General features: G+C 61.7%; 17 protein-coding genes. 9 read left to right on the top strand and 8 right to left on the bottom strand.

Features of this window, described 5'->3' with window-relative positions:
• Positions 1 to 697 precede the first annotated feature (697 nt).
• The 4 genes from GCN74_RS14350 to GCN74_RS14335 all read right to left on the bottom strand — a co-directional run bounded on the left by GCN74_RS14350 (position 698) and on the right by GCN74_RS14335 (position 7,041).
• Entirely contained in the window at positions 698 to 2,431 is a 1,734-nt protein-coding gene (locus GCN74_RS14350) for an MAG1210 family protein (RefSeq protein WP_152257298.1), read from the bottom strand.
• A complete protein-coding gene (locus GCN74_RS14345; RefSeq protein WP_152257297.1) occupies positions 2,428 to 3,165 on the bottom strand; it encodes a LemA family protein in 738 nt (245 codons plus the stop codon). The genes GCN74_RS14350 and GCN74_RS14345 overlap by 4 nt, the downstream gene beginning before the upstream one ends.
• Positions 3,166 to 3,821: 656 nt before the next feature.
• Positions 3,822 to 5,402: an isocitrate lyase gene (locus GCN74_RS14340; RefSeq protein ID WP_152257296.1), complete on the bottom strand. Its 1,581-nt coding sequence runs from the start codon at positions 5,400 to 5,402 to the stop codon at positions 3,822 to 3,824.
• Between the two features lie 334 nt (positions 5,403 to 5,736).
• Positions 5,737 to 7,041: an MFS transporter gene (locus tag GCN74_RS14335; protein ID WP_152257295.1), complete on the bottom strand. Its 1,305-nt coding sequence runs from the start codon at positions 7,039 to 7,041 to the stop codon at positions 5,737 to 5,739.
• Between the two features lie 151 nt (positions 7,042 to 7,192).
• Between GCN74_RS14335 and GCN74_RS14330 the strand changes: the two genes are divergently transcribed.
• The gene (locus tag GCN74_RS14330; RefSeq protein ID WP_152257294.1) at positions 7,193 to 7,909 is read left to right on the top strand and encodes an SDR family oxidoreductase; all 717 of its coding nucleotides are present in this window, start codon (positions 7,193 to 7,195) and stop codon (positions 7,907 to 7,909) included.
• Between the two features lie 3 nt (positions 7,910 to 7,912).
• On the opposite strand, the gene GCN74_RS14325 is transcribed toward GCN74_RS14330, so the two are convergent.
• The 4 genes from GCN74_RS14325 to GCN74_RS14310 are packed head-to-tail and all read right to left on the bottom strand — an operon-like array spanning position 7,913 to position 10,247.
• The gene (locus GCN74_RS14325) at positions 7,913 to 8,431 is read right to left on the bottom strand and encodes a hypothetical protein (RefSeq protein ID WP_152257293.1); all 519 of its coding nucleotides are present in this window, start codon (positions 8,429 to 8,431) and stop codon (positions 7,913 to 7,915) included.
• Positions 8,432 to 8,471: 40 nt separating this feature from the next.
• Entirely contained in the window at positions 8,472 to 9,203 is a 732-nt protein-coding gene (locus GCN74_RS28750) for a DUF1566 domain-containing protein (RefSeq protein ID WP_226939041.1), read from the bottom strand.
• Positions 9,187 to 9,708 (bottom strand): DUF1993 family protein, encoded by a 522-nt coding sequence (locus tag GCN74_RS14315; RefSeq protein WP_152257292.1) that lies wholly within the window; start codon positions 9,706 to 9,708, stop codon positions 9,187 to 9,189. The genes GCN74_RS28750 and GCN74_RS14315 overlap by 17 nt, the downstream gene beginning before the upstream one ends.
• A 44-nt stretch (positions 9,709 to 9,752) precedes the next feature.
• Positions 9,753 to 10,247: a hypothetical protein gene (locus tag GCN74_RS14310; protein ID WP_152257291.1), complete on the bottom strand. Its 495-nt coding sequence runs from the start codon at positions 10,245 to 10,247 to the stop codon at positions 9,753 to 9,755.
• Positions 10,248 to 10,375: 128 nt separating this feature from the next.
• On the opposite strand from GCN74_RS14310, the gene GCN74_RS14305 reads away from it, so the two are divergent.
• The 8 genes from GCN74_RS14305 (at position 10,376) to GCN74_RS14270 (ending at position 20,826) form a co-directional block, all read left to right on the top strand.
• A complete protein-coding gene (locus GCN74_RS14305; RefSeq protein WP_152257290.1) occupies positions 10,376 to 10,804 on the top strand; it encodes a hypothetical protein in 429 nt (142 codons plus the stop codon).
• A 75-nt stretch (positions 10,805 to 10,879) separates the two neighbouring features.
• Positions 10,880 to 11,836, top strand: a complete 957-nt coding sequence (locus GCN74_RS14300) for a bifunctional helix-turn-helix transcriptional regulator/GNAT family N-acetyltransferase (RefSeq protein WP_152257289.1) — start codon at positions 10,880 to 10,882, stop codon at positions 11,834 to 11,836.
• A 108-nt stretch (positions 11,837 to 11,944) separates the two neighbouring features.
• On the top strand, positions 11,945 to 12,583 hold the full coding sequence (locus GCN74_RS14295; protein ID WP_226939040.1) for a TetR/AcrR family transcriptional regulator: 639 nt from the start codon (positions 11,945 to 11,947) through the stop codon (positions 12,581 to 12,583).
• A 116-nt stretch (positions 12,584 to 12,699) separates the two neighbouring features.
• Positions 12,700 to 13,506 (top strand): alpha/beta fold hydrolase, encoded by an 807-nt coding sequence (locus GCN74_RS14290; RefSeq protein ID WP_152257288.1) that lies wholly within the window; start codon positions 12,700 to 12,702, stop codon positions 13,504 to 13,506.
• A gap of 148 nt (positions 13,507 to 13,654) precedes the next feature.
• A complete protein-coding gene (locus tag GCN74_RS14285) occupies positions 13,655 to 15,889 on the top strand; it encodes a TonB-dependent receptor (protein ID WP_226939039.1) in 2,235 nt (744 codons plus the stop codon).
• A 126-nt stretch (positions 15,890 to 16,015) separates the two neighbouring features.
• Positions 16,016 to 17,011, top strand: coding sequence for an alpha/beta hydrolase family esterase (locus GCN74_RS14280; protein WP_152257287.1), 996 nt, complete (start codon positions 16,016 to 16,018; stop codon positions 17,009 to 17,011).
• Positions 17,012 to 17,085: 74 nt separating this feature from the next.
• Positions 17,086 to 17,949: a hypothetical protein gene (locus tag GCN74_RS14275; protein WP_152257286.1), complete on the top strand. Its 864-nt coding sequence runs from the start codon at positions 17,086 to 17,088 to the stop codon at positions 17,947 to 17,949.
• 81 nt (positions 17,950 to 18,030) lie between these two features.
• On the top strand, positions 18,031 to 20,826 hold the full coding sequence (locus GCN74_RS14270) for a type VI secretion system Vgr family protein (RefSeq protein ID WP_152257285.1): 2,796 nt from the start codon (positions 18,031 to 18,033) through the stop codon (positions 20,824 to 20,826).
• The last annotated feature ends 18 nt before the right edge of the window (positions 20,827 to 20,844 follow it).

The following is a 20,844-nucleotide window of genomic DNA, read 5'->3' as shown; positions in this document are numbered from 1 at the left end:
CCCTGGTTGTGACTGGTTGAATTATTGTGTCCATAAATAAATTTGTGGACACAATCAATTTGCGTCCCAAATTCAATCATCGGGATCTGCGGCGATTAAGGGAAGACGGTGGTGAGGCGACGCTTACGCGGAACCGAAAGTAGATCGGACACAAGGATTGTGAATTCCCGAAACGACAACGCCCATTTGTATGAGCGTTGCGTGAGTGATGTTCTTGGTGATCCGGGCGGAGTTGAGCCACCAACACAAGGATTTTCAATACTCAGATTAAATGGATTTTTCATTAATTTATAATGCAGATAAGTAACTTTTTGTAAGGGCATAATTGAGGGTATTTTTGAAAATATGATCCATCGAAATCAACCACCCAGGCGCGTTACCAGCCATGATTCGAATCCCCCTCTCGAAAAAAGAAAAAGCTACCCTCGGGTAGCTTTTTCTTTTATCGTCTATACGCGGAGAGACGCACTTCGTTCTTCAGGCGCAGGGCAGTGCGCTTCGAATCGACCAACTGCCGCCGCTGCACGATAGCCCCGTGCGTTCGTGGTTCTGATCAGCTTTGCGACTGAGCATGCTTCTACAACGCCTAGCGTATCAGTTCGTGTCCAAATGGCAGACCTGACCCTGTGTCCTCTGCGTCCTTTGTGATTTCATACTGCAGCGGCCAACTTCTGCCACTGTAATCCGCAAAGTCGCCCTATCCAGCCAAAACCGCCGAAACAATCGACCGGCGAAGCACGGTCCTCTCGGCATCGATGCCACGCTGTGAAAACGCCGGCGGCAACGGGGCATCATCCGTGGCGGTGTTGCCTGGCGAAGCCGTTTCCTTTACCAGCATGTTGGCGCTATTCTCAACCTCGAAGTACTCGTCCCAATGCACTGGAACCTGATGGGAGCGGCCATCTCCGCCTCTCACCGAGACGTAGTGGGTGCGCGCGACGCTGCGGAAGCCGCTGGCCGTTACATGCACTTTCTGCGATCCGTCGGCCTCTTGTTGCATGGATGTCTTCAGGATACTTCGCGTGACACACTCGGGATGCTTGAACATCGCCTCGCCGTGGTAATTGGCAATCGCTTCATGCTCCCAGAAACAGGGTTTGTGCGAATACGTGTCTTGATAGATGTCCGAGTGCGGCCGATGCTGTTGGTACAAGGGGATGGCAAGCAGCGGGGCGATCCCAAAGTAGAACGACTTGAAGAAATCGTTGTGATAGGCGTTGAAAAACAGGCGGGCCTGGGCGAGTTCGTAGGCAAAGAATTTCTCCGGGGCGCCGCTGATGTCGGTCGCGCGCATATGTCCCGATTCCAGCACGTTGATCATGCGGGTTTTTTCGAATGCGAACGTATCGCCAAAACCTGTCTGGCTATCCTTGAGCAGCTTGAGCATTTCCTGTTGCGCCAATGGCGTGAACAACAGCCGGAACTGTACTTCATGGTTGCGGTCCGTGGCATCGAACAAGGCGTCGAATTCGCGGTTGGCCATCACCGTAAAAGTATGCCCCTCGTCGACATCGCGTGACTTTTCTTCCAGCTTCTTGATGGCGCGATTCTTCCGCCATTTGTCGAAGAAGCCGTCCTCCAGGCTGGAGAGTTTTGACGGGTGGCGGCTGAACACGAGATCCGGCGCCGCTTCGTTGCCGTAGACAATAAACGTCTGGTTCTCGTACTCGGGCATTGGACGCTCGATCGATGCGCGCAGAGTTTCGTGGCGGGTTCTGGTTTCCAGTTTGCCTTGCGAATTGCGGTACTGTTCCGTCCAGCTGATAGCCAGCGAACCATCGTATTTCTTGCTGCCCATCGAGTGGGACAAGGTGCGTGCAAGAATGAACGGGTTGCCGTTCAGTACGCCGCTGTGCGAGAACACGATCGAGTGGTCGTCACCCAGATTGCCAAACCAGCCAAAGCTCTTGCGCAGCTCTTCCATGCGGCCGTTGCTGAAATACGGGTCGAAAGCGATGCGGGGCACTGTCTGTTGCATCAGCTTTGCCATGATGTCCCAGTCGTACAGGCGGTTCAGCGGCACCATCTGGCCCCAGGCCACGGCACGTTTCGCGTCGCAGGCTTCCTGCAGCCGCTTTAACTGCGCGTCGGAATCGTTGATGATGCGGTTGAGCGTATGAATCGCAGCGGCAAGCGCAATCGCCGGGACCACGAGCCATGGCCATGCGTAATAGGCGTAGAGATAGAGTGCCGCCAGTAGCGCGGCCACGATGCTGGCGCCGCGCAGGATACGCCACCATTTGTTGCTGGAACCGGCGCCCGCGGCCTGCTTTTCGAGCACGCGTAGTTCCTGCACCGTCGCGATGTTGGCGTTCTCGTCCACGCCGGACTGGCGCACGAGGTCTTCGAAAAAGTCCGACGTATTGCTGGCGTGAGCATTTTTGAAATGGAGAGAATACCGCTCCAATGGTTCATGGACGTCGTTGATCAAAAGAAGACGCTCCGGGCGGCGGCCTTGGTTTCGGCGGAGGCAGTGAAAGGAATGCGCGTGGTATAACCTTGCCGCGCCGCTACGATCTGCTTGGTCGGCCACGCAAAGACGTCCTGGTTCCACATGCCGACGGTATCGTTATACAGCGTGCGCGCGGCGGTCACTTCCTTTTGCAGATAACTGTTCTGGCGCATGGCATCGGCGATGACGGCTTGTGCCTTCAGATCCGGGTAGGCTTCGCACGCCATGCTGATGCGGGAAAAAATCCCGTCGATTTTCTGCGATGCCTGATTGCGTTCGGCATCGGCGTTCTGTCCGCTCCGGTAAGCCGCTACCGACTTCATCACGTCCTTGTCGAGGTCGATCGCTTTTGCGACCAGGCCAACCACGTTGTTCAGGACCACGACGCGCTGCTCTAGGTAATTGTCGATCTGTGACGCATCGGCCTGGATTTTCTGCTGCAGCTTGCGCAGATACGCCAGGGCGGAGATCTTCATGAACAGGAAGACCAGGCCTGGCAGTGCCCCCAGCACCAGGAGTGCCAAGCCGTACGTTTGCGGCAATGCGCCGGTCAGCAGCGCCAGGCCGCCGATCAGCGGAAGGACCGCCCACAGGGCGATTTCAAATATGAGCGACCCGGTGCCGACTTGGACGGAAATCTGCTTGCTGATGACGTTGATGTCGCGCCCCTGTTCATTTATCGGGCCAGTTACTTCGTCCAAATCATTTGCCATGCTTGAAAATCCTTTGTAGTGAGTGTTTCTGATTGAGCGTTTCTCGCTCGGTTGCAAAATATGTCGCTTCAGCTTTTGACGCGCGGGAGCGGAATGCCGGTGTATCGTGTAAGTTTCCCAAAATTAATTTTTTTGCCATCATATCTTGAAGGATGAAACCCAATCAAGGGCAGTCAAGCCGATATTGCATGTGAAGTTTCGGGAAAAATCCTGGACACTTTCCGGTGCGGTCAATGATTAGCCAGCCGCTTGCAAAAAAAAACGGCAGCAGGCAGGCGGGGCACTGGATAATGGACACCCGCTGCCAGCCGGCCATAGCCGCCCAATACATTCAATTCGGGCCCGTAAGCAATCCCACGATTTCCATCGAATCTTCGGCCGCGCCAGACCAGACTTTGCGGAGAAATAAATGATCAAGAATTATTTAAGGATTTGCCATCGACAAATAGAGGAAATGCAGGAAGGGGTTGCAATGCAGCGGTGAAGTAACACTGTCGAGCTGGATGAACGACAGTATTCATTCATTTTTGTGAATTGAATGACAGGAATGCCCGCACGGCCGGGCAGAAAGCTATCGATAGCGATAGCGCTTGCCGTTCGGTTAACGAGAAAGCCCGCCGAAGCAGGCTCTCTTACTCTACAGCCAAGCCCAAAGCTCAGAACTGGTTCATCGTGTTGTCTTTACCAGCCGCCTTCAGCGCCGCTTCGCCGCTGAAGTAATCCTTGTGGTCGTCGCCGATGTCCGAGCCGGACATGTTTTGATGTTTCACGCAGGCGATGCCCTGGCGGATTTCCTTGCGCTGCACGCCGGCCACGTAGCCCAGCATGCCCTGGTCGCCGAAGTATTCCTTGGCCAGGTTGTCCGTCGACAGGGCTGCCGTGTGGTAGGTCGGCAGGGTGATCAGGTGGTGGAAGATGCCGGCTTCGCGGGCCGAGTCGGCCTGGAAGGTGCGGATTTTCTCGTCGGCGGCGAGCGCCAGTTCCGTCTGGTCGTATTCCACGCTCATCAGCTGGGCGCGGTCGTAGGCGGACACGTCCTTGCCGGCCGCTTTCATCGCATCGTAGACTTGCTGGCGGAAGTTCAGGGTCCAGTTGAACGATGGGCTGTTGTTGTACACCAGCTTGGCGTTCGGGATGACCTTGCGGATTTCGCTGACCATGCCGCCGATTTGCGCGATATGCGGTTTTTCCGTTTCGATCCACAGCAGGTCGGCGCCGTTCTGCAAGGAGGTGATGCAGTCGAGCACGCAACGCTCTTCGCCGGAACCGGCGCGGAACTGGAACAGATTGCTCGGCAGGCGTTTCGGACGCAGCAGCTTGCCTTCGCGCTTGATGATGACGTCGCCATTGCCCAGCGCATCGGCAGACACTTCTTCGCAGTCGAGGAAGGAATTGTATTGGTCGCCCAGGTCGCCTGGTTCATTGGTGACGGCGATCTGCTTGGTCAGGCCGGCGCCCAGCGAATCCGTGCGGGCGACGATGATGCCGTCGTCCACGCCCAGTTCCAGGAAGGCGTAGCGGATGGCGCGGATCTTGGCCAGGAAGTCTTCGTGCGGCACCGTCACTTTACCGTCCTGGTGGCCGCATTGTTTCTCGTCGGACACCTGGTTTTCGATCTGGATGCAGCAGGCGCCCGCTTCGATGAACTGTTTCGCCAGCAAATAGGTCGCTTCGGCATTGCCGAAACCGGCGTCGATGTCGGCGATGATGGGCACGACGTGGGTCACGTGGCCGTCGATCTTCGCCTGGATCGCTTGCTTTTCAGCACCTTGGGCTGCGTCCAACTGGCGGAACAGGCCACCCAGTTCGCGCGCATCGGCCTGGCGCAGGAAAGTGTACAGCTCGCGGATCAAGCTGGAGACGGCGGTTTTTTCATGCATCGACTGGTCCGGCAGCGGGCCGAACTCGGAGCGCAGGGCGGCCACCATCCAGCCGGACAGGTAGAGGTAGCGGCGGTCGGTGCTGTTGAAGTGCTTCTTGATCGAGATCATCTTCTGTTGACCGATGAAACCATGCCAGCAGCCGAGCGATTGCGTGTACTTGGATGGGTCCGCATCGTAGGCGGCCATGTCGTTGCGCATGATCTTCGCCGTGTACTTGGCGATGTCCAGGCCCGTCTTGAACTTGTTCTGGGCGCGCATGCGGGCGGCGGACTCGGGATTGATGGCGTTCCAGGCGCTACCTTGTTGGTCTTTCAAACCGGCAACAGCCTTGATGTCGTCTTGATATTGGGACATGTGTATCTCCTAAAGAAAAACTAAGTTTGAGAAAATCGCCGAGTGCGCCACAACGTCTTGTCGAGGCAAACTGCATGACTAAATAGTAGGCCGATTCCCGGCGATGTTCAAGTCTTATATAAGACATATAACTTAAATTTAATCGTTCTTTTTCAAAGACTTAATTATATTTTTTCAGGATGTGAAATGATTTTTCAAAAAGTGAGAGGATTAATTGATGAGTCCGCTGTTTGAAATTCCGCGATGTGAAACGCCTTTTCAGATTTTGGTGCAGCGCGACAAAAGGGGCGAAAAAAAAGCCGCCCGAAGGCGGCCTGGGCTGCAGCTAGCCGATTTATCGGCCCACGGTTTGCCGCTGGTCCTTGATGAACAGCGCCGTCAGCATGCCGACCACGCACACGCCGATCACGTAATAGGCGGGGCCCAGCACGTTGCTCTTCAGCATCAGGGTCACGACCACGGGCGTCAGGCCACCGAAAATCGCGTACGACAAGTTGTAGGAAAACGACAGTCCCGAGAAGCGCACCTGGGCCGGGAACGCCTGCACCAGCACGTAGGGCACGGCGCCGACGACGCCGACAAATAAACCCGTCATCGCATACAGGGGCAGCAGCAGGTCGGGACGGCTGCCGACGGTGGTGTAGAAGAGATAGGTGCTGATGGCCAGCAGCACGGAACCGACGAAGATCACGCGCTTGCCGCCCAGGCGGTCGGCCAGCATGCCGGCGATGATGCAGCCGAAGGCCAGGCACAGGGTGGCCACGGTATTGGCCACCAGGGTGGTGCGCGGGGCGATGTGGTGGATCTTTTGCAGCAGGGCCGGTGTCATCAGGATGACGACGACGATGCCGGCCGACAGCATCCACGTCAGCAGCATCGATACGACGACGGCGCCGCGGTGGCTGCGCAGCACGGATTTCAGGGGCATTTCCGTGGCCAGCGCCTTGCGCTGCTGCATTTCCGCAAAGACGGGCGTTTCATGCAGCCAGCGGCGCAGATACATGGCGCCGAAGCCGAAGATACCGCCCAATAAGAATGGATAGCGCCAGGCGCCATCGGTGATTTCTGCCGGCGTGTAGACGGTGTTCAAGCCCGTCGCCACGAGCGAGCCCAGCAGGATGCCGACCGTCAGGCCCGCCGTCAGCACGCCGCAGGCAAAGCCCGTGAAACGGCTGGGCACGTGTTCGGACACGAACACCCAGGCGCCCGGCACTTCGCCGCCCACGGCCGCGCCCTGGAAGATACGCATCAGCAGCAACAGCAGCGGGGCGGCCAGGCCGATGGTGGCATACGTGGGCAGCAGACCGATCAGCAATGTCGGCACGGCCATCATCAGGATGGAGAGGGTAAACATGCGCTTGCGACCCAGCAAGTCGCCGAAGTGGGCCATGACGATGCCGCCCAGCGGACGCACGACATAGCCGGCCGCGAAGATGCCGAAGGTTTGCAGCAGACGCAGCCATTCCGGCATTTCCGGCGGGAAGAACAACTGGCCGATGGCGTTGGCAAAGAAGACGAAGATGATGAAATCGTAGAACTCCAGCGCGCCGCCCAGGGCGGCCAAGGACAGGGTCTTGTAGTCTTGCTGGGTGAGGGGGCGGGTTGCGGCGTTGCTTGCGGCGGTGTCGGAAGTAGGCATGTGTCTCGTTCTTGTGTGTTATCGGAGATTGCCAGACCTAGCATACGCATTTCGGCCGCGTGAGTAAACGCGGGGGAATGGGGAGTGGCCTCAGCTGTGCTTAATACAACGCCGCTATCATCGGCGTTGACTTCATTGCAAAGGACACAGTATGAACATCATGATCGTGGGTGCCAGCCGGGGCCTGGGGCGCGCGCTGGTGGACGGTTTGCTCGCGGACGGGCACGCCATCATCGGCGTGTCGCGCCAGCAGCCTGCCGACTTGCCTGCCGGCCAGGGCGCGCAGCTGCAATGGATCGCGGCCGACCTGGCAGCGCCCGCCGAGGCCGTCGAACGCATCGCGCGTGCAGCGCCCGCCACGCTGGACGCCGTGATCTACAACCTGGGCGTGTGGGAAGAAAAAGCCTTTAGCGATGACTACGCTTTCCTCGGCGATGGGGATGATGCCATCGTCGACATGGTCAACACCAACATCACGGCGACGATCCTGCTGCTCAAGCGCCTGGTGCCGCGCTTGCTGGCCAGCAGCAAGCCGCAGCTGATACTCACGGGTTCCACGTCCGGCCTGCGCCAGAGCGGCCGCCCGGAAGTGACGTTCAGCGCGTCGAAATTCGCCCTGAACGGCATTGCCGACGCCTTGCGCGAAGGTTTCCGCGAACAGGGGCTGGCCGTGACGGCGCTGCAGCTCGGTTACCTGAATACCTATGATGGCTTGTCCGTGCCGCTGGCGGACGCCGCCGCGCGGGGCGAGGGCGAGCTGATCCCCGTGCACGACGTTGTCGCCGTCGTGCGCATGCTGCTGGGCCTGTCGAATGCCTCGTTCGTGCGCGAACTGGTGATGCCGGCGCTGCGCGACGAGCGTTTCTGACTGTTAAGCGTCCTTGCCGTAGACCTCGGACCAGCCCAGCCGCTCTTCCAGCCACTCATCCACTTCGGATGAGTCCATCTGCAGCAGCAGGGCGCCCAGGCGCAAGTTGCCCTTGGCCAAGGCCAGCACGGCAAACACGGATTCCAGCATGACGGGATCGAGCTGGCCCTGCAGGTCGCGCGCGGCGATGGCGGGCAGCTGCGCCCAGGCCGCCTGGTAGCTGTCGGCCAGCCAGTCCGGCAGCGGCGGATTGTGGGGGCGGTGGCGCTCCAGTTCGATCAGGGCGATGAGCGCATAGAAATCTTCCTCGCGCGACGCGGCGCCGCCCAGCAGGTGGACGAGCTGGGGCACGGCCGCATACGAGGCGACGCCCACGTCGCCCTGGTGGTGCAACTCTTCCCACAGCTCATGCCAGACGTCTTCGCCCGCGTGCATGGCCTTGAGCGCCTCGGCAACATCGTAAGGCACGCGGTAGCCGCCTTCCAGGGTGGGCCAGATGGGATCGTCGAGTGATAACAGCATGGTTTTCCTTGATGGGATAGCTCGGCTGAGCAAACGCGCACTATACAAGCACCCGGCGCACGCAGCGCGCATAGCCGTCGAACTCGCGCGCATTCGGATAGGCGACGCCCGTGTCGAAATCCTTGCACCAGGCTTCGTCCTCGATGTCGCCCGGCTCGCTCGACCAGTGCCAGTTCGGCCGGAATGCATCTTTCAATGTCGCATACAGCAAGGTCTGCTCGCGCCGGTTGGGCAGGCTGTGACCCAGGCTGGCGGCCCAGCTTGATGCGGCTTGCCATGATTGGTACCCCGGTTCGCACTCGTCCGGCTGCAGCAGCAGATGGTAGTCGGGCGCGCCATCCTTGCCGAGAATCAGCCCGGCATAGCGTTCGCCCTGCTGCAGGGGGACGGACGCGGCGTCCGATGGCGGCAGCGCGACCCGGCGCACGGCGCAGGCGCGGCCGCTGTAGGTCTTGTGAAAGTTGTACTGGGTGCCGTTATCGAAAGCGTGGCTCCAGGCCAGGCGGGGCAGGATGGCGTCCGCTTCCGACGACCAGTACCAGGCGTCCGGGAAGGCGTCGCGCAGGTTGGCGTGCAGCAAGGCCAGCTCGCTGCGCGTGGGCAGGCAGGCGCCGCGCGCCGCTGCCCAGGCCAGCGCCGCTTGCCAGGGCAGGGCGCCGGCTTCGCCGGGCAGCAGGAACAAGTGGTAGCCGGCAGCGCCGTCCCGGCCTGGCATGACGCCCGCGTAGCGTTCGCCGTCCATGGCGTCCTGGTGCCTATGGCTGGCGTGCATAGGCAAACATATGTTGTACATACTCGGCCTTGCCCAGCGGCACGCCGTTGTGGCGCAGGAGGTTGTACGCGGTCACCAGGTGGAAATAGAACTGCGGCGTGGCCCAGTTCACCGCGTATTCCTGGCCCGTCATGTCGAAGGTCAGGCCGCCGGCCAGGGCGATCGACACTGGCTGCTGCGCGCCAGCGTCGATCGCTGCGCGGTCCGCCGAAGCGAGCATCGCCAGGGTGTCTTCGATCAGCGCCCTGGCTTGCGGCATGTTCGCGGGCGTGGCCAGTGCGGGCAATGGCTGCTGCGTCAGCCGGCACACGGCTTCCTGCGCCTGCGTGCACGTGAATTCCACCTGGCGCGCCAGGGTGTGCATGTCGGGCGCCAGCCGCGCATCGAGCAGGTGTTGCGCATCGAAGCCCAGCGCCTGGGCGTGCTCCTCGCCCTTGCGTAACAGCGTCGTCAACGCGCGCAGCATCTGGGCAAAGCAGGGGATGGTGATGGTGTAGAGCGACATGGACTTCCTCAAGTAATTATTCAGACAGGCAGGGCGGCGCGGCCTTATGGATGCCCCAGCACGCCAGGGCAATGCTCGAACCAGCCGTCGTCTTCCTGCTGTGCGATAAATGCCGCGATCTGCGCCCGGTCCGCAGGCGGCGCCGTGGCCAGCAGGGTGTTGAAGCAGCTGATGGTGGAGGCGTTGGGCGTGCCCGCGCCGTTGGCTATGCCAACGAGAAAGTCTCCCGCCCAGTCGGGCAAGCTGGCGATCAGCCGCGGCAGTTCGTGCAGCAGGGCCGTGCAATACGCCGTTTCGCCGAAGCGCCAGGCGGCGCGGTTGGCAATCTGGTAGGCGCCGTAATCATGTTCGGCCTGCACGGACTGGAAAACGGCCAGCGCGTACTGCGGCCCTTCTGTGCCCATGAGCGCATCGAGCATGGCGCAGTAGCGCTGGAAGCGCCGATGGGCTTCATCGGGCGGCGTGGCACTGTCGTCGTCCTGGACGATATTGCCCACAATTAAAAGTTCGGCTTTCCAGCGTTCAAAGGCGGTTGGCATACAGGGATCAAGGTCGAGAGCGATGCCAGCATTATGCCCGGGCCAGCCGTGTTCCGGCGTGCCGCTTGAACATGCTACAGTCCGCCTTTGCCGCCAGCCTGGAGCGGCGTTGCCTGGATCAATGACCGATGCCCACCTGGACTTCCCCGCCGCAACTCGTCGCCCTTGCCGCCTTCTATGCGCAGGCGCAAGCCCAGCCGGATGCCTTCAGCGACGCGGCCTTCCTCGACGCCGTCAAAGCTGCCCATTGGCCCACCAACTGCTGGAGTTACGTGGAAGCGTCGTTCGCCATCATCGCGCCCGCCTGCCTGCTGCGTCCGCATCTGACTGCCGGGCTGATCGCCTTGCCCATCGACGCCATGATCGCGGCCGGCCTGGATGATGCGGGGCAAGTCATCCCCATCGGCCTGGCGTGCGTCACCCGTGACGCACCGTATGTGGCACCGGGCGAGGAGGGCAAGCGCTGGCTGACGCAGGTGTGGCCGGGACTGGAGGAGCTGGTCGCGGCCGTGTTTCGGGCCAGGCTGCATGAGGCGCTGGCGGAGGATGGGGAGTAGTTCAGCCTGCCCTTGACCAGGAAAGCCCATTTGCGTTAAGGTATACGTAACTACTTACATATATCCCGCCCCAACATGTCCTCCTCCCTGCAAACCTACGGCTCCCTGATGCTGGCCAGCCGCCTGCGCCGTCTTTCCGATCAACTGTATGCCGGTGTCGATACCAGCTATGTGGCGGCCGGCGTCGAGCTGACGTCGCGCTGTTTCCCCCTGTTATTGCTGCTGCGCGACAACGGCCCCACGTCCATCACGGCCCTGGCTGCGCAAATCGGGCAGACGCATCCGGTAGTGGTGCAGCTGGGACGCAAGCTGCTGGACGCTGGCGTGGTGGCGGAGATGCCGGACGCCAAGGATGAGCGGCGCCGCCTGCTGGCGCTGTCCGAGTCCGGGCAGGCGCTGCTGCGCAACATGGCGCCCCTGTGGGACGATGTGCGCGCGGCCGTCGACACGGTGTTCGAACACGGCACGCCGCAATTGATGGCCAGCCTGGACCGGGCGGAAGCGGGCCTGCAGGCACAGGATTTCGGCGCGACCATCGCCGCCTGCCGGCGCCAGCGCGAGCGGGCCGCCGTGGATATCATCGATTACGCCGCGCCCTATGCAGCCGACTTCAAGCGGCTCAATATCGCCTGGCTGGAGCGGTATTTCTATGTCGAGGCGCTCGACGACAAGGTGCTGTCCGATCCGCAACGCTCGATTCTCGACGATGGCGGGCAGATTTTCCTCGCGCGCCTCGATGGCAAGATCGTCGGCACCTGCGCCCTGATCCGCGCCGGCGACGGCAGTATCGAGCTGTCGAAGATGGCCGTCACGCCCGAGTGCCAGGGCCTGGGCATCGCGCGCCGGCTGATCGAACGGGCCTTCGACGCCTTCGAGACCAGCGGCGCGCAACTGCTGTTCCTGGAATCGAACAGCAAGCTGCATCCCGCCATCCGCCTGTATGAAAGCAGCGGTTTTACGCACGTGGCGCGGCCGGCCGGCGACGCCCATTACCAGCGCGCCGACGTCTACATGGAGTGGCAGGGCCGCTAGCGCACACGAGGCTTGCCACGCGGCGCTCCCCATCGGCCGTCTCCCGCGTTACAATACGCGCATCCATAACGGAACCAAGGTTCCACTATTTCGAGACGCCGACGCCGCATGCCTTCCTTCCCGATGCCCTTCCCGCAGTTGATCGTTCCACCGGAGCCCACCCAGGCGCGCAGCAAGCTGGCCTTCGAGCGCTTGCTGCTGGTGGGCGAGCAGTTGCTGGCGGAAAACCGTTTCGATGAAATCGGCGTGGCCGACCTGGCCAAGCTGGCGGAGACATCCGTGGGCACGTTTTACCGCTTGTTGGGCGACAAGGACACCCTGAGCCGCTTGCTGCTGCAGCGTTTTTTTTCCGACATGGTGGAAAAGGTCGAGACCCTGACGGAGCTGCGCCAGTGGGAAGGGCGCAGCCTGGAAGCGTTCATCCGCGCCATGGTCGCCATGTTCGTGGCGGTCAACACGGGCCGGCGCGGCGTGCTGCGCGCCTTGATCACGCGCTGCTCGCAGGATGCGCAGTTCCGCGACAAGGTGCACCAGATCAACCATCTGATTTCGCAACGCACGGTCGCCGTGCTGGCCAGCAAGTCGTCCAGCATCCGCCACCCGAACCCCACGCAGGCGATGATGGTGGTACCGCCCGTGCTGCTGGGCATTTTGAACCAGCACGTTTTGTCGGGCTCGCTGTCCTTTTTGTCGGCCGCCGCGCTCGAGGATGAACTGGTGCGTGTTGCTTTAAATTACCTGACTTGAGATATTTACCGATTTAACTTGAAATCGGAATTCGGATTCCGTATTATGTTTTCCAACAGCAGGAAAACATATTCCTGCACCTGAACACAAAGCATGTTCAACAGCAAGGAGACAGAATGCGGCGTCACACGACATCCGATGTTCCATTGCATTACCTCGACCTGGGTCCTGGCACAGAGACGGGACAGGGCGATCCCGTGTTTTTGCTGCATGGCCTCGGTTCCTGCGCCGAAGACTGGCGCCCGCAAATCGACGCCCTCGGCAATCACTATCGCCTGATCGTGCCCGACATGCGCGGCCATGGCGCCAGTCCCGCGCCAAACGGCGACTGGCAGATCGGCGATTTCGCCAACGACCTCTTCAATCTGATGGACCAGCTCGACGTGCCGCGTGCGCACATCGTCGGCTTTTCCCTGGGCGGCATGGTGGGCCTGGAAATGGCCAACCGGGCGCCCGGCAGGGTGGCCAGTCTGTGCCTGATCAATTCACAGCCGTTCCAGGGCAGCAAGCCCGCTGCACTGCTGTTTGCCTACTGGCTGCGCCGCACCGTGATCGCCACCCTGGGCTTGAAACCCATGGGCAAGATCATCGGCAAGAAACTGTTTCCCGATCCGGCCCAGCAGGCCCTGGTCGAGCGCTTCGCCACGCAAATGGCGGGCATGGACAAGCGCGCCTACCTGGCCGCGCTGGACGCCATTTTCCACTGGGACATCGACATTCATTTCCAGGCCCTGGCCATGCCCGTCTTCATCATGGCGGCCGACCAGGATTACACGCCCGTCGCCAGCAAGCGGGCCTTTGCCGCACAGTTTCAGCAGTGCGAGATCGAAATCATCGCGAACTCGCACCACGCCACGCCCCTGGACCAGGCGCAGCGTGTGAATACCTTGTTGCAGTCCTTTCTCGCCACACATTCAAAATAAACAGGCCACTCGCCGCACGGGCAGGGGGCCGGGAAACAGTCATCGCAGGGCAGGTGCTCGCTTTATGCGCGCGGGTACCGTTACGTCTTGCGATCCTGGAATCCGGCAGTCTTCCCTGGTGGTAAGCAAGCCTGACATTGGAGACGCTATGAAACTTGCTTTGAAATTGATGCCCGCCGCCCTCGCCGTTGCCGGCGCCTTCAGCTTTTCCACCCAGGCCCTGGCGCAGGAGGCCGCCGCGTCTGCCGCCAGCGTCCAGAGCGCCAGCGAGGCCAGCGAGGCCAGCGAGGCCCGCGATGCAAAGGAGCGCATGGAAACCGTCACCGTTTCCGCCCGCCGCCGCGAAGAGCGCCTGCAGGACGTGCCGCTGGCCGTCACGGCGTTTTCCGCCAAGGCCCTGGAACGGGCGAATATCCAGAACCTGGCCGACTTGCAGGAGCGCGTGCCGAACCTGACCGTGTACGCCTCGCGCGGCACGAATACCACCCTGACGGCCTTCATCCGCGGCGTGGGCCAGGCCGACCCCGTCTGGGGCGTGGACCCGGGCGTGGGCATTTATTTCGACGACGTCTACATGGCCCGTCCGCAAGGCGCGCTGCTCGATGTGTTCGACGTGCAGCGCATCGAAGTGCTGCGCGGCCCGCAAGGCACCTTGTACGGCAAGAACACCATCGGCGGCGCCATCAAGTACATTTCGCGCCCGTTGGCGAAGGAAAACGGCGCTTCGGCGGAAGTGGGCATCGGCAATTACAACCAGCGCAACTTCAAGGCCGCCTTCAATGTGGCCAATGAAAACGGCACCTGGCGCGCGCGCCTGGCGGCCGCCAAGCTGGACCGCGACGGTTTCGGCCGCAACACGTTTAACGGCGAGCAGGTCAGCGACCAGGACAGCACGGCCGCGCGCCTGTCCGTCGGCTACTTTCCGCAAGACATACCGCTCACCGTCGTGCTGAGCCTGGACGCCACCGACGACAAATCGGGCGTGCGGGGCTTCCAGCGCATGGGCGTGAGCGCCTTCGATCCGCTCAAGCGGCCACCGAGCACCAGCGCCTACGATATCCAGAGCGGCATGCCGGGCAACAACTTCACGCACAACCGGGGCGGCTCGCTGGTGGCCAACTACACCCTCTCGAACGACTGGTCCGTGAAAGTGATCGGCGCCAAGCGGCGCAGCACGTCCGAGCAAACCATCGACTTCGACGGCTTGCCGCAGCCCATCGCCGACGTGTTTGGCGATTCGCGCGACGAGCAGAAAAGCCTGGAATTGCAGGCGTCCTACAGCGGCGACTATGGCGCCGGCGTAATCGGTTTGTACCGCTTCGAAGGCACGGCCGGCGGCGGCATCTACAACAACTTCCTGGGACGCCAGTTCCAGGCCGCCGTCAGCACGGTGGAGACGGACAGCACGGCGCTGTACACGGACTGGACCTGGCCCGTGGGCAAGGCGTGGAGCATCAATGCGGGCTTGCGCCACACGCGCGAGGAAAAGCGCGCGATCGTGCTCAACCGCGCGTTTGCCGACGCGGGCTTTACGCGTCCTATCCAGACGGCGGCCGATTTCGACAAGTCCTTGTCCGTCAGCAATACCTCGCCGAAACTGTCCGTGCGCTACGAAGCGTCGAAGACGACGAATTTCTACAGCAACCTGTCGCGCGGTTTCAAGTCGGGCGGCTACAACGTGCGGGCCAACAACCTGGTGGTACCCGATTCCGCGCGTCCGTACAAGGATGAGAAACTCGACGCGCTGGAAGTGGGCATGAAGTACGCGGCGCCGGACGATACCTTCGATGCCAACGTGGCCCTGTTCTACAACCGCTACAAGGATATCCAGTTGTCCGTCTTCACCAGCTATGTGCAGCCGGGCGGCTTGCCCGGCTTCTATGGCGACTTCACGAATGCGGGCAAGGCGACAGTCAAGGGCGCGGAGTTCGAATTTTCGTGGCGGCCGAACCGCCAGTGGGAAGTCAACGGCTTCCTCGCCTTGCTGAACGCCAGCTATGACGAGTTCATGAGCGGTGGCAAGAACATTGCGGATACGCAAAAGTTCAGCAATACGCCGCGGCGCCAGGTGGGCTTGAACCTGACGCGCACGGACCGCGACGTGTTTGGCGGCGCCCTGCGCAGCATGGTCGGCTACGGCTACCGCAGCAAGGTGTACCCGACCACGGACTTGAGCGAAGTGCTGGCGCAGGGCGGCTACAGCATGTGGACGGCCGGCGTCGTCTGGGAAGCGCCGAAGAACTGGACCTTCAGCCTGCATGGCAGCAACCTGGGCAATAAACGCTACCGCACGGATGGCTACAACATTCCTGCGCTGTTCATCCTCGACGGCTTCTATGGCCCGCCGCGCCAGATCATCGCCAAGGCCGGCTACAAGTTCTAAGGTTCTCAACTAGCGGGGCTGGACCCGCCGGGCCCGGCCTCGCTGGTCGGAAGTGCCGGCTTGATATGCATCAAGCCGGTTTGTTGTCACTGTTCTCGTCGTCAATAACAATCATGGGAGACTGGCATGGCAAATCTGCATCAGCAACTGCGTCACTTATTATCTGCAATCATCGCCGCCTGCGGCTTGCTGGCCGCGCTGCCGGCCGCTGCCGGGCAGTGGGACTTCGGCCTCTACGCGAGCCTGTGGGGTTCGCGCGAATACCAGGTCTGGCTGCCGAGCAACTATAATCCGAACACGCCGCTGCCCGTCGTGCTGATGCTGCACGGCTGCGGTTCCGAGCCGAACAGCATGGCCGCCGTCAGCCGCTATAACGAACTGGCCGACAGCGAGAACTTCATCGTCGTCTATCCGCGCCAGAACGTCACGGCCAATCCCATGCGCTGCTGGAATTTCATGTTGCCGCTGAACCAGGAGCGGGGCACGGGCGAGCCGGCCGTGCTGATGGGCATCCTGAACAAGGTCAAGAATAAATATGCGGTGCAGGACAGCCGCGTGTATGTGACGGGCATCTCGGCCGGCGGCGCCATGGCCTCCATCATGGCCGCCTGCTATTCGGACGTGTTCGCCGCCGTGATGGTGCATTCGGGCGGCATGTACAAGGGCGCCACGGGCATGATCACGGCTGCCGATTCCCTGTTCAACGGCAGCTCCTTCGACCCGAAAGTGCGGGGCAAGGATGCGTGGCGCTGCTCGGGCTCGCCGCGCCGGCTGATGCCGACGATGGTGTTCCACGGCACGTCCGACATCGTCGTCAACCCCGTCAACGGCGAGCAAACCATCGAGCAATTCCTGCAGACCAGCGATTACGGCGACGATGGCCTGGACAATGACAGCGTGCGCTACCGCGCCGACAGCATCGTGCGCCAGACGGTGCCGTATGGCCGCAGCTATTCCATCGACACGTATCTGCACAACGGCGCCGTCATCGCGCAAAAGTACACGGTCGAGGGCATGAACCACGCGTGGAGCGGCGGTCCTCCCGGCTGGCCGTTCAGCGACGAACTGGGCCCGGACGCCACCGTGATCAGCTGGAATTTCTTCAAGAATTACCAGCGCTGATGGCGTAGGGAACTAGCAGCTTGTATGATGGGGCGCAGCGATTGCGCCCCATTTTTATGCCTGTGAAAGATTCCATGCCTGCTTGCCGCCTGCTGTCCTGTATAGCCCTTGCATTGCTGTCCGCTTGCGCCAGTGGCGGGCCGCCCGCCCCATCGGCGGCCTACGCACTGGCGTTCGAGCGCGCCGCCCAGCAAGACAGCATGCGCAGCGAGTGCGACTGGAACGTGCGCTATGCGCCCGTCGCAGCAAAGGACGCCAGCGTGGCGCAGTTGCAGGCGATTGCCACGGCGCGCCTGGCGGCCTTGCAGCTGGTGCCGGCCTGGACCTTGTCCATGCCCGGCAGCGAGGCGCACGCCTTTACCGAGTCGGAGCAGGACCGCGCCGGGTTGCAATTGCTGCTCAGCATAGTCTTGCCGGCCATGGAACGCTATCCGGCCCGCGTCTTCACGCAAACGGGCTTGCGCCACGTCGTGCTGGTGAAGGACTTGAGCGTGGACGGCCAGCGCCGCCTGGCCATGCCGGCGCCGGAAATCGACAGCGTCGTCTATGCCGACAACCTGCTGGCCGCGATGTGTCCATCCGGCATGGAGCTGCGCGTGCACCACGAGTACTACCACTTCATCGAATACCGGCTGTTCAACGATTTCTATTACCGCGACCCCGCCTGGCTGGCCCTGAACCCGCCTGGCACGGCCTACGGCCAGGGCGGCGCCACGGCCTATGGCAAGGGCTTCCAGAACCTGGGCCACCCGCAGCCGGGCCTCGTCAGCCTCTACGCGGCCTACGGCCCCGAGGAAGACAAGGCGGAAGTGTTTGGCTGGATGATGACGCCGGCCTACACCGTGCGCCTGCAGCGATGGACGGCGTTTGATCCCGCCTTGCTGGCCAAGCGGCAAAAGTTGATGGAAGTATTGGACACCTTGGCGGGTTCTTACTAAATATCAAGTATTTCACAGCCATCCCATGGCATTGTCGGTTCTCCAGCTTGACCGGATGCAAGCACGAAGGAGGAGAACGCCATGGACGGTGATGAGTCGATATCGGGTGCCCAGCGTCCCTTGCGGCTGCGCTTGGGTGTCTCGCCCAAGGTGCCCGCCGGTGTACTGATACCGCAGCGCATCGCCGGCAGCGAGGCCGTTTGCGGCGGCATCGAATACCGTGTGCTATGCGTCTCGACGCATGCCGACTTGCCATTGAGCAGCTTGATTGCCTTGCCCGCCGCGCTCGATATCGTGACGGACCAGGGCCGGCTGCGCAGTATCTGCGGCCTCGTCACGCAAGCCAGTGCCGGCGACTGCGACGGTGCGCTGGCCAGCTACCAGCTGGTGCTGACGGATGCCTTCGCCATCATGGAAAAACGCTGCAATACGCGTGTCTTCCGGCGCCTGACGGATATCGAGATCGTCAAGACCCTGCTCGACGAATGGATACGCAGCAATACGGTGCTGGCGCATGCCTTCCAGTATGCGTTTGCCGATTTCTTCGAGGCGCACGCGTATCCGCAGCGTGAATTTGTCATGCAACACAATGAATCCGATGCGGCCTTCGTGCGGCGCCTGCTCAAGCGTAGCGGCGTCGCCTGGTTTTTCCGTGCGGCAGATAGCACGGATGCCCATGCCGAACCGGCGCATACCCTGGTGATGTTCAACCATGCCGATGGCTTGCGGAAGAATATGGCGGACACCGTGCGCTACCACGCCGACCGGGCAACGGAAGAGCGCGACACCCTGACCTCGTGGAGCGAAGCGCGCAAGCTGCAGGCGGGCAAGGTAACGCGTCATAGCTGGAATGAGGAACACCCGCGTGCGCGGCCGTTCATGACGGCCGGCGCCTTGGGGCAGGGGCAGCAAGGCATGCATGGCAACGCCGTTGCAGCCACCCTTGATGACTACCGCATCCTGCCGCCGCGCGCGGGCACGGATCATGATGCGTTGTGCCAGCTGGGCATGCTGGCCATGCAGCAGCATGATTACGCGAGCCATTGCTTTCATGCCGAAGGCAGCGTGCGCGACCTGTGTCCCGGTGAATACTTCAGCCTGGCCGAACACCCCGACGTCGACGCCTTGCCAGCGGCCGAGCGAGATTTCGTCGTTACATCGCTGCAGGTAGCGGCGCAAAGTAATCTGCCCAGGGAACTGGCCACCAGGGTGGCACGCCTGTTTGCGCGCAACCGCTGGCTGGCCGATGAGGCAGCGTTGTCGCAGCGCGAGCTGGCGGCTGCGGTGGACGATGGCGCCTTGCGTATGCGTATCGAACTGACTGCCGTGCGGCGCGGCGTGGCCATCGTTCCAGCATACGACACGCGCATCGACTTGCCGCCCGTCGCCATGCAAAGCGCCGTGGTGGTGGGGCCTGCGAATGAAGAAGTCCATTGCGACGCGATGGGCAGGGTCAAGGTCCGCTTTCCCGCCACGCGCACGCCGGACCACGAACACGCGGGCGGCACGGGCGCCTCCGACACGGATGCCGATTCGGCCTGGGTACGCGTCGCATCGAGCTGGGCGGGAAACGGACCTGGCAGCATGCAGCAATGCGGCTACCTGGGCTTGCCCCGCGTGGGCAGCGAAGTCCTGCTGGCCTTTCTTGGTGGCGATCCGGACCGGCCCATCATCGTTGGCCAGCTGTACAACCACAGTGCGTTGCCGATCGCCTTGAGCAAGGCGGGCGACTTGCCGGGCAACCGTTATTTGTCCGGTATCAAGAGCCGCGAGATCAAGGGCGCGCGAGGAAACCAGCTGCGCTTTGACGACGTGCATGGGCAAATCAATGCCCAGCTTGCCAGCGACCATGGCTCCAGCCAGCTCAACCTGGGCTGGCTGACGCAGGACCGGCGCAGCGGACAGGGGACGGCGCGTGGCGAGGGCGCCGAATTGCGCACCGACGAGCAGCTGGCCATGCGGGCGGGCAAGGGCATGCTGATCTCGGCCTGGAAGCGTTTGAATGGTGATGGCGGCCACATGGCCCGTAGCGAATATCTGGGCTTGATGGAAAACTGCTTGGAACTGTTCCGTTCGCTGGGCGGCTATGCGGCCACGCATCAGGCACTGGAGCAGGAGGACCGGGCGCAGCAGGAGCTGCAGCACAGCTTGAAAAGTTGGGAAGGCGGCAGCAATACGCAGCCCCGTGCCGAACTGGGCGGTGCGGCGGCGATTGCCGTCACGGCGCCGGCCGGCATCAGCTTTGCCAGTTCGAAAGCCATCGTCAGCTATGCCGCCGGCAATATCGATACGGTGGCGCAGCAGCACCTGCAAGCGGTGGCGGGCCAGCGCTACAGCGTGAACGCGGGCAAGGGCATCTCATTGTTTTCCCATGCGGACGGCATCCGCGCCATTGCCCACCATGGCAAGTTCTTGCTGCAAAGCCAGCATGACGACATGGACCTGAATGCGGCAAAAAACCTGAAGCTGACGGCCAGCGACGGCAAGCTGACGGGCATGGCCGATGAAATCGTGTTGATTTCCAAGCACGGGGCTTTTATCCGCATTGCCGACGGCATCACCTTCGGCAGCAAGTCGCCGCTGAACTTCAATGCGCCCAACTTTGTCTTCAATGATCCGCAAAGCATGGCAGTGCAATTGCCAAGCTTTGCCGAGGGCAAGGCCGACCAGCAATTCATCTTTCAGTATGAAGGCGACGACCATTCTGTCGATGGCGTGCCCCAAGAACCGCAGCTGGCGCCGCAGGCGCACTTTGCCGTGAAACTCGGTGATGGCTCGTCGGCGGATGGCCGCAGCGATGGCGGCGGCAAGACGGAGATGCTGGAACGCGCGGCGATGCACCTGGCCGCCATCGAAGTGTTCAACAACAAGGATTGATGACGCCAGGAGAGTGCG

The organism is Janthinobacterium sp. FT14W (assembly GCF_009208755.1).
Taxonomy (GTDB): Bacteria; Pseudomonadota; Gammaproteobacteria; order Burkholderiales; family Burkholderiaceae_D; genus Janthinobacterium; species Janthinobacterium violaceinigrum.
This window is presented reverse-complemented; position numbering and strand designations above follow the sequence as displayed.

What these genes read in the sequence shown, in the direction of transcription:
- GCN74_RS14290 (WP_152257288.1), top strand. Translation starts at nt 12,700, where the DNA reads ATGCGGCGTCACACGACATCCGATGTTCCATTGCATTACCTCGACCTG.
- GCN74_RS14310 (WP_152257291.1), bottom strand. Translation starts at nt 10,247, where the DNA reads ATGCCAACCGCCTTTGAACGCTGGAAAGCCGAACTTTTAATTGTGGGC.
- GCN74_RS28750 (WP_226939041.1), bottom strand. Translation starts at nt 9,203, where the DNA reads ATGCACGCCAGCCATAGGCACCAGGACGCCATGGACGGCGAACGCTAC.
- GCN74_RS14330 (WP_152257294.1), top strand. Translation starts at nt 7,193, where the DNA reads ATGAACATCATGATCGTGGGTGCCAGCCGGGGCCTGGGGCGCGCGCTG.
- GCN74_RS14285 (WP_226939039.1), top strand. Translation starts at nt 13,655, where the DNA reads ATGAAACTTGCTTTGAAATTGATGCCCGCCGCCCTCGCCGTTGCCGGC.
- GCN74_RS14295 (WP_226939040.1), top strand. Translation starts at nt 11,945, where the DNA reads ATGCCTTCCTTCCCGATGCCCTTCCCGCAGTTGATCGTTCCACCGGAG.
- GCN74_RS14280 (WP_152257287.1), top strand. Translation starts at nt 16,016, where the DNA reads ATGGCAAATCTGCATCAGCAACTGCGTCACTTATTATCTGCAATCATC.
- GCN74_RS14300 (WP_152257289.1), top strand. Translation starts at nt 10,880, where the DNA reads ATGTCCTCCTCCCTGCAAACCTACGGCTCCCTGATGCTGGCCAGCCGC.
- GCN74_RS14325 (WP_152257293.1), bottom strand. Translation starts at nt 8,431, where the DNA reads ATGCTGTTATCACTCGACGATCCCATCTGGCCCACCCTGGAAGGCGGC.
- GCN74_RS14315 (WP_152257292.1), bottom strand. Translation starts at nt 9,708, where the DNA reads ATGTCGCTCTACACCATCACCATCCCCTGCTTTGCCCAGATGCTGCGC.
- GCN74_RS14345 (WP_152257297.1), bottom strand. Translation starts at nt 3,165, where the DNA reads ATGGCAAATGATTTGGACGAAGTAACTGGCCCGATAAATGAACAGGGG.
- GCN74_RS14275 (WP_152257286.1), top strand. Translation starts at nt 17,086, where the DNA reads ATGCCTGCTTGCCGCCTGCTGTCCTGTATAGCCCTTGCATTGCTGTCC.
- GCN74_RS14340 (WP_152257296.1), bottom strand. Translation starts at nt 5,402, where the DNA reads ATGTCCCAATATCAAGACGACATCAAGGCTGTTGCCGGTTTGAAAGAC.
- GCN74_RS14305 (WP_152257290.1), top strand. Translation starts at nt 10,376, where the DNA reads ATGCCCACCTGGACTTCCCCGCCGCAACTCGTCGCCCTTGCCGCCTTC.
- GCN74_RS14335 (WP_152257295.1), bottom strand. Translation starts at nt 7,041, where the DNA reads ATGCCTACTTCCGACACCGCCGCAAGCAACGCCGCAACCCGCCCCCTC.
- GCN74_RS14270 (WP_152257285.1), top strand. Translation starts at nt 18,031, where the DNA reads ATGGACGGTGATGAGTCGATATCGGGTGCCCAGCGTCCCTTGCGGCTG.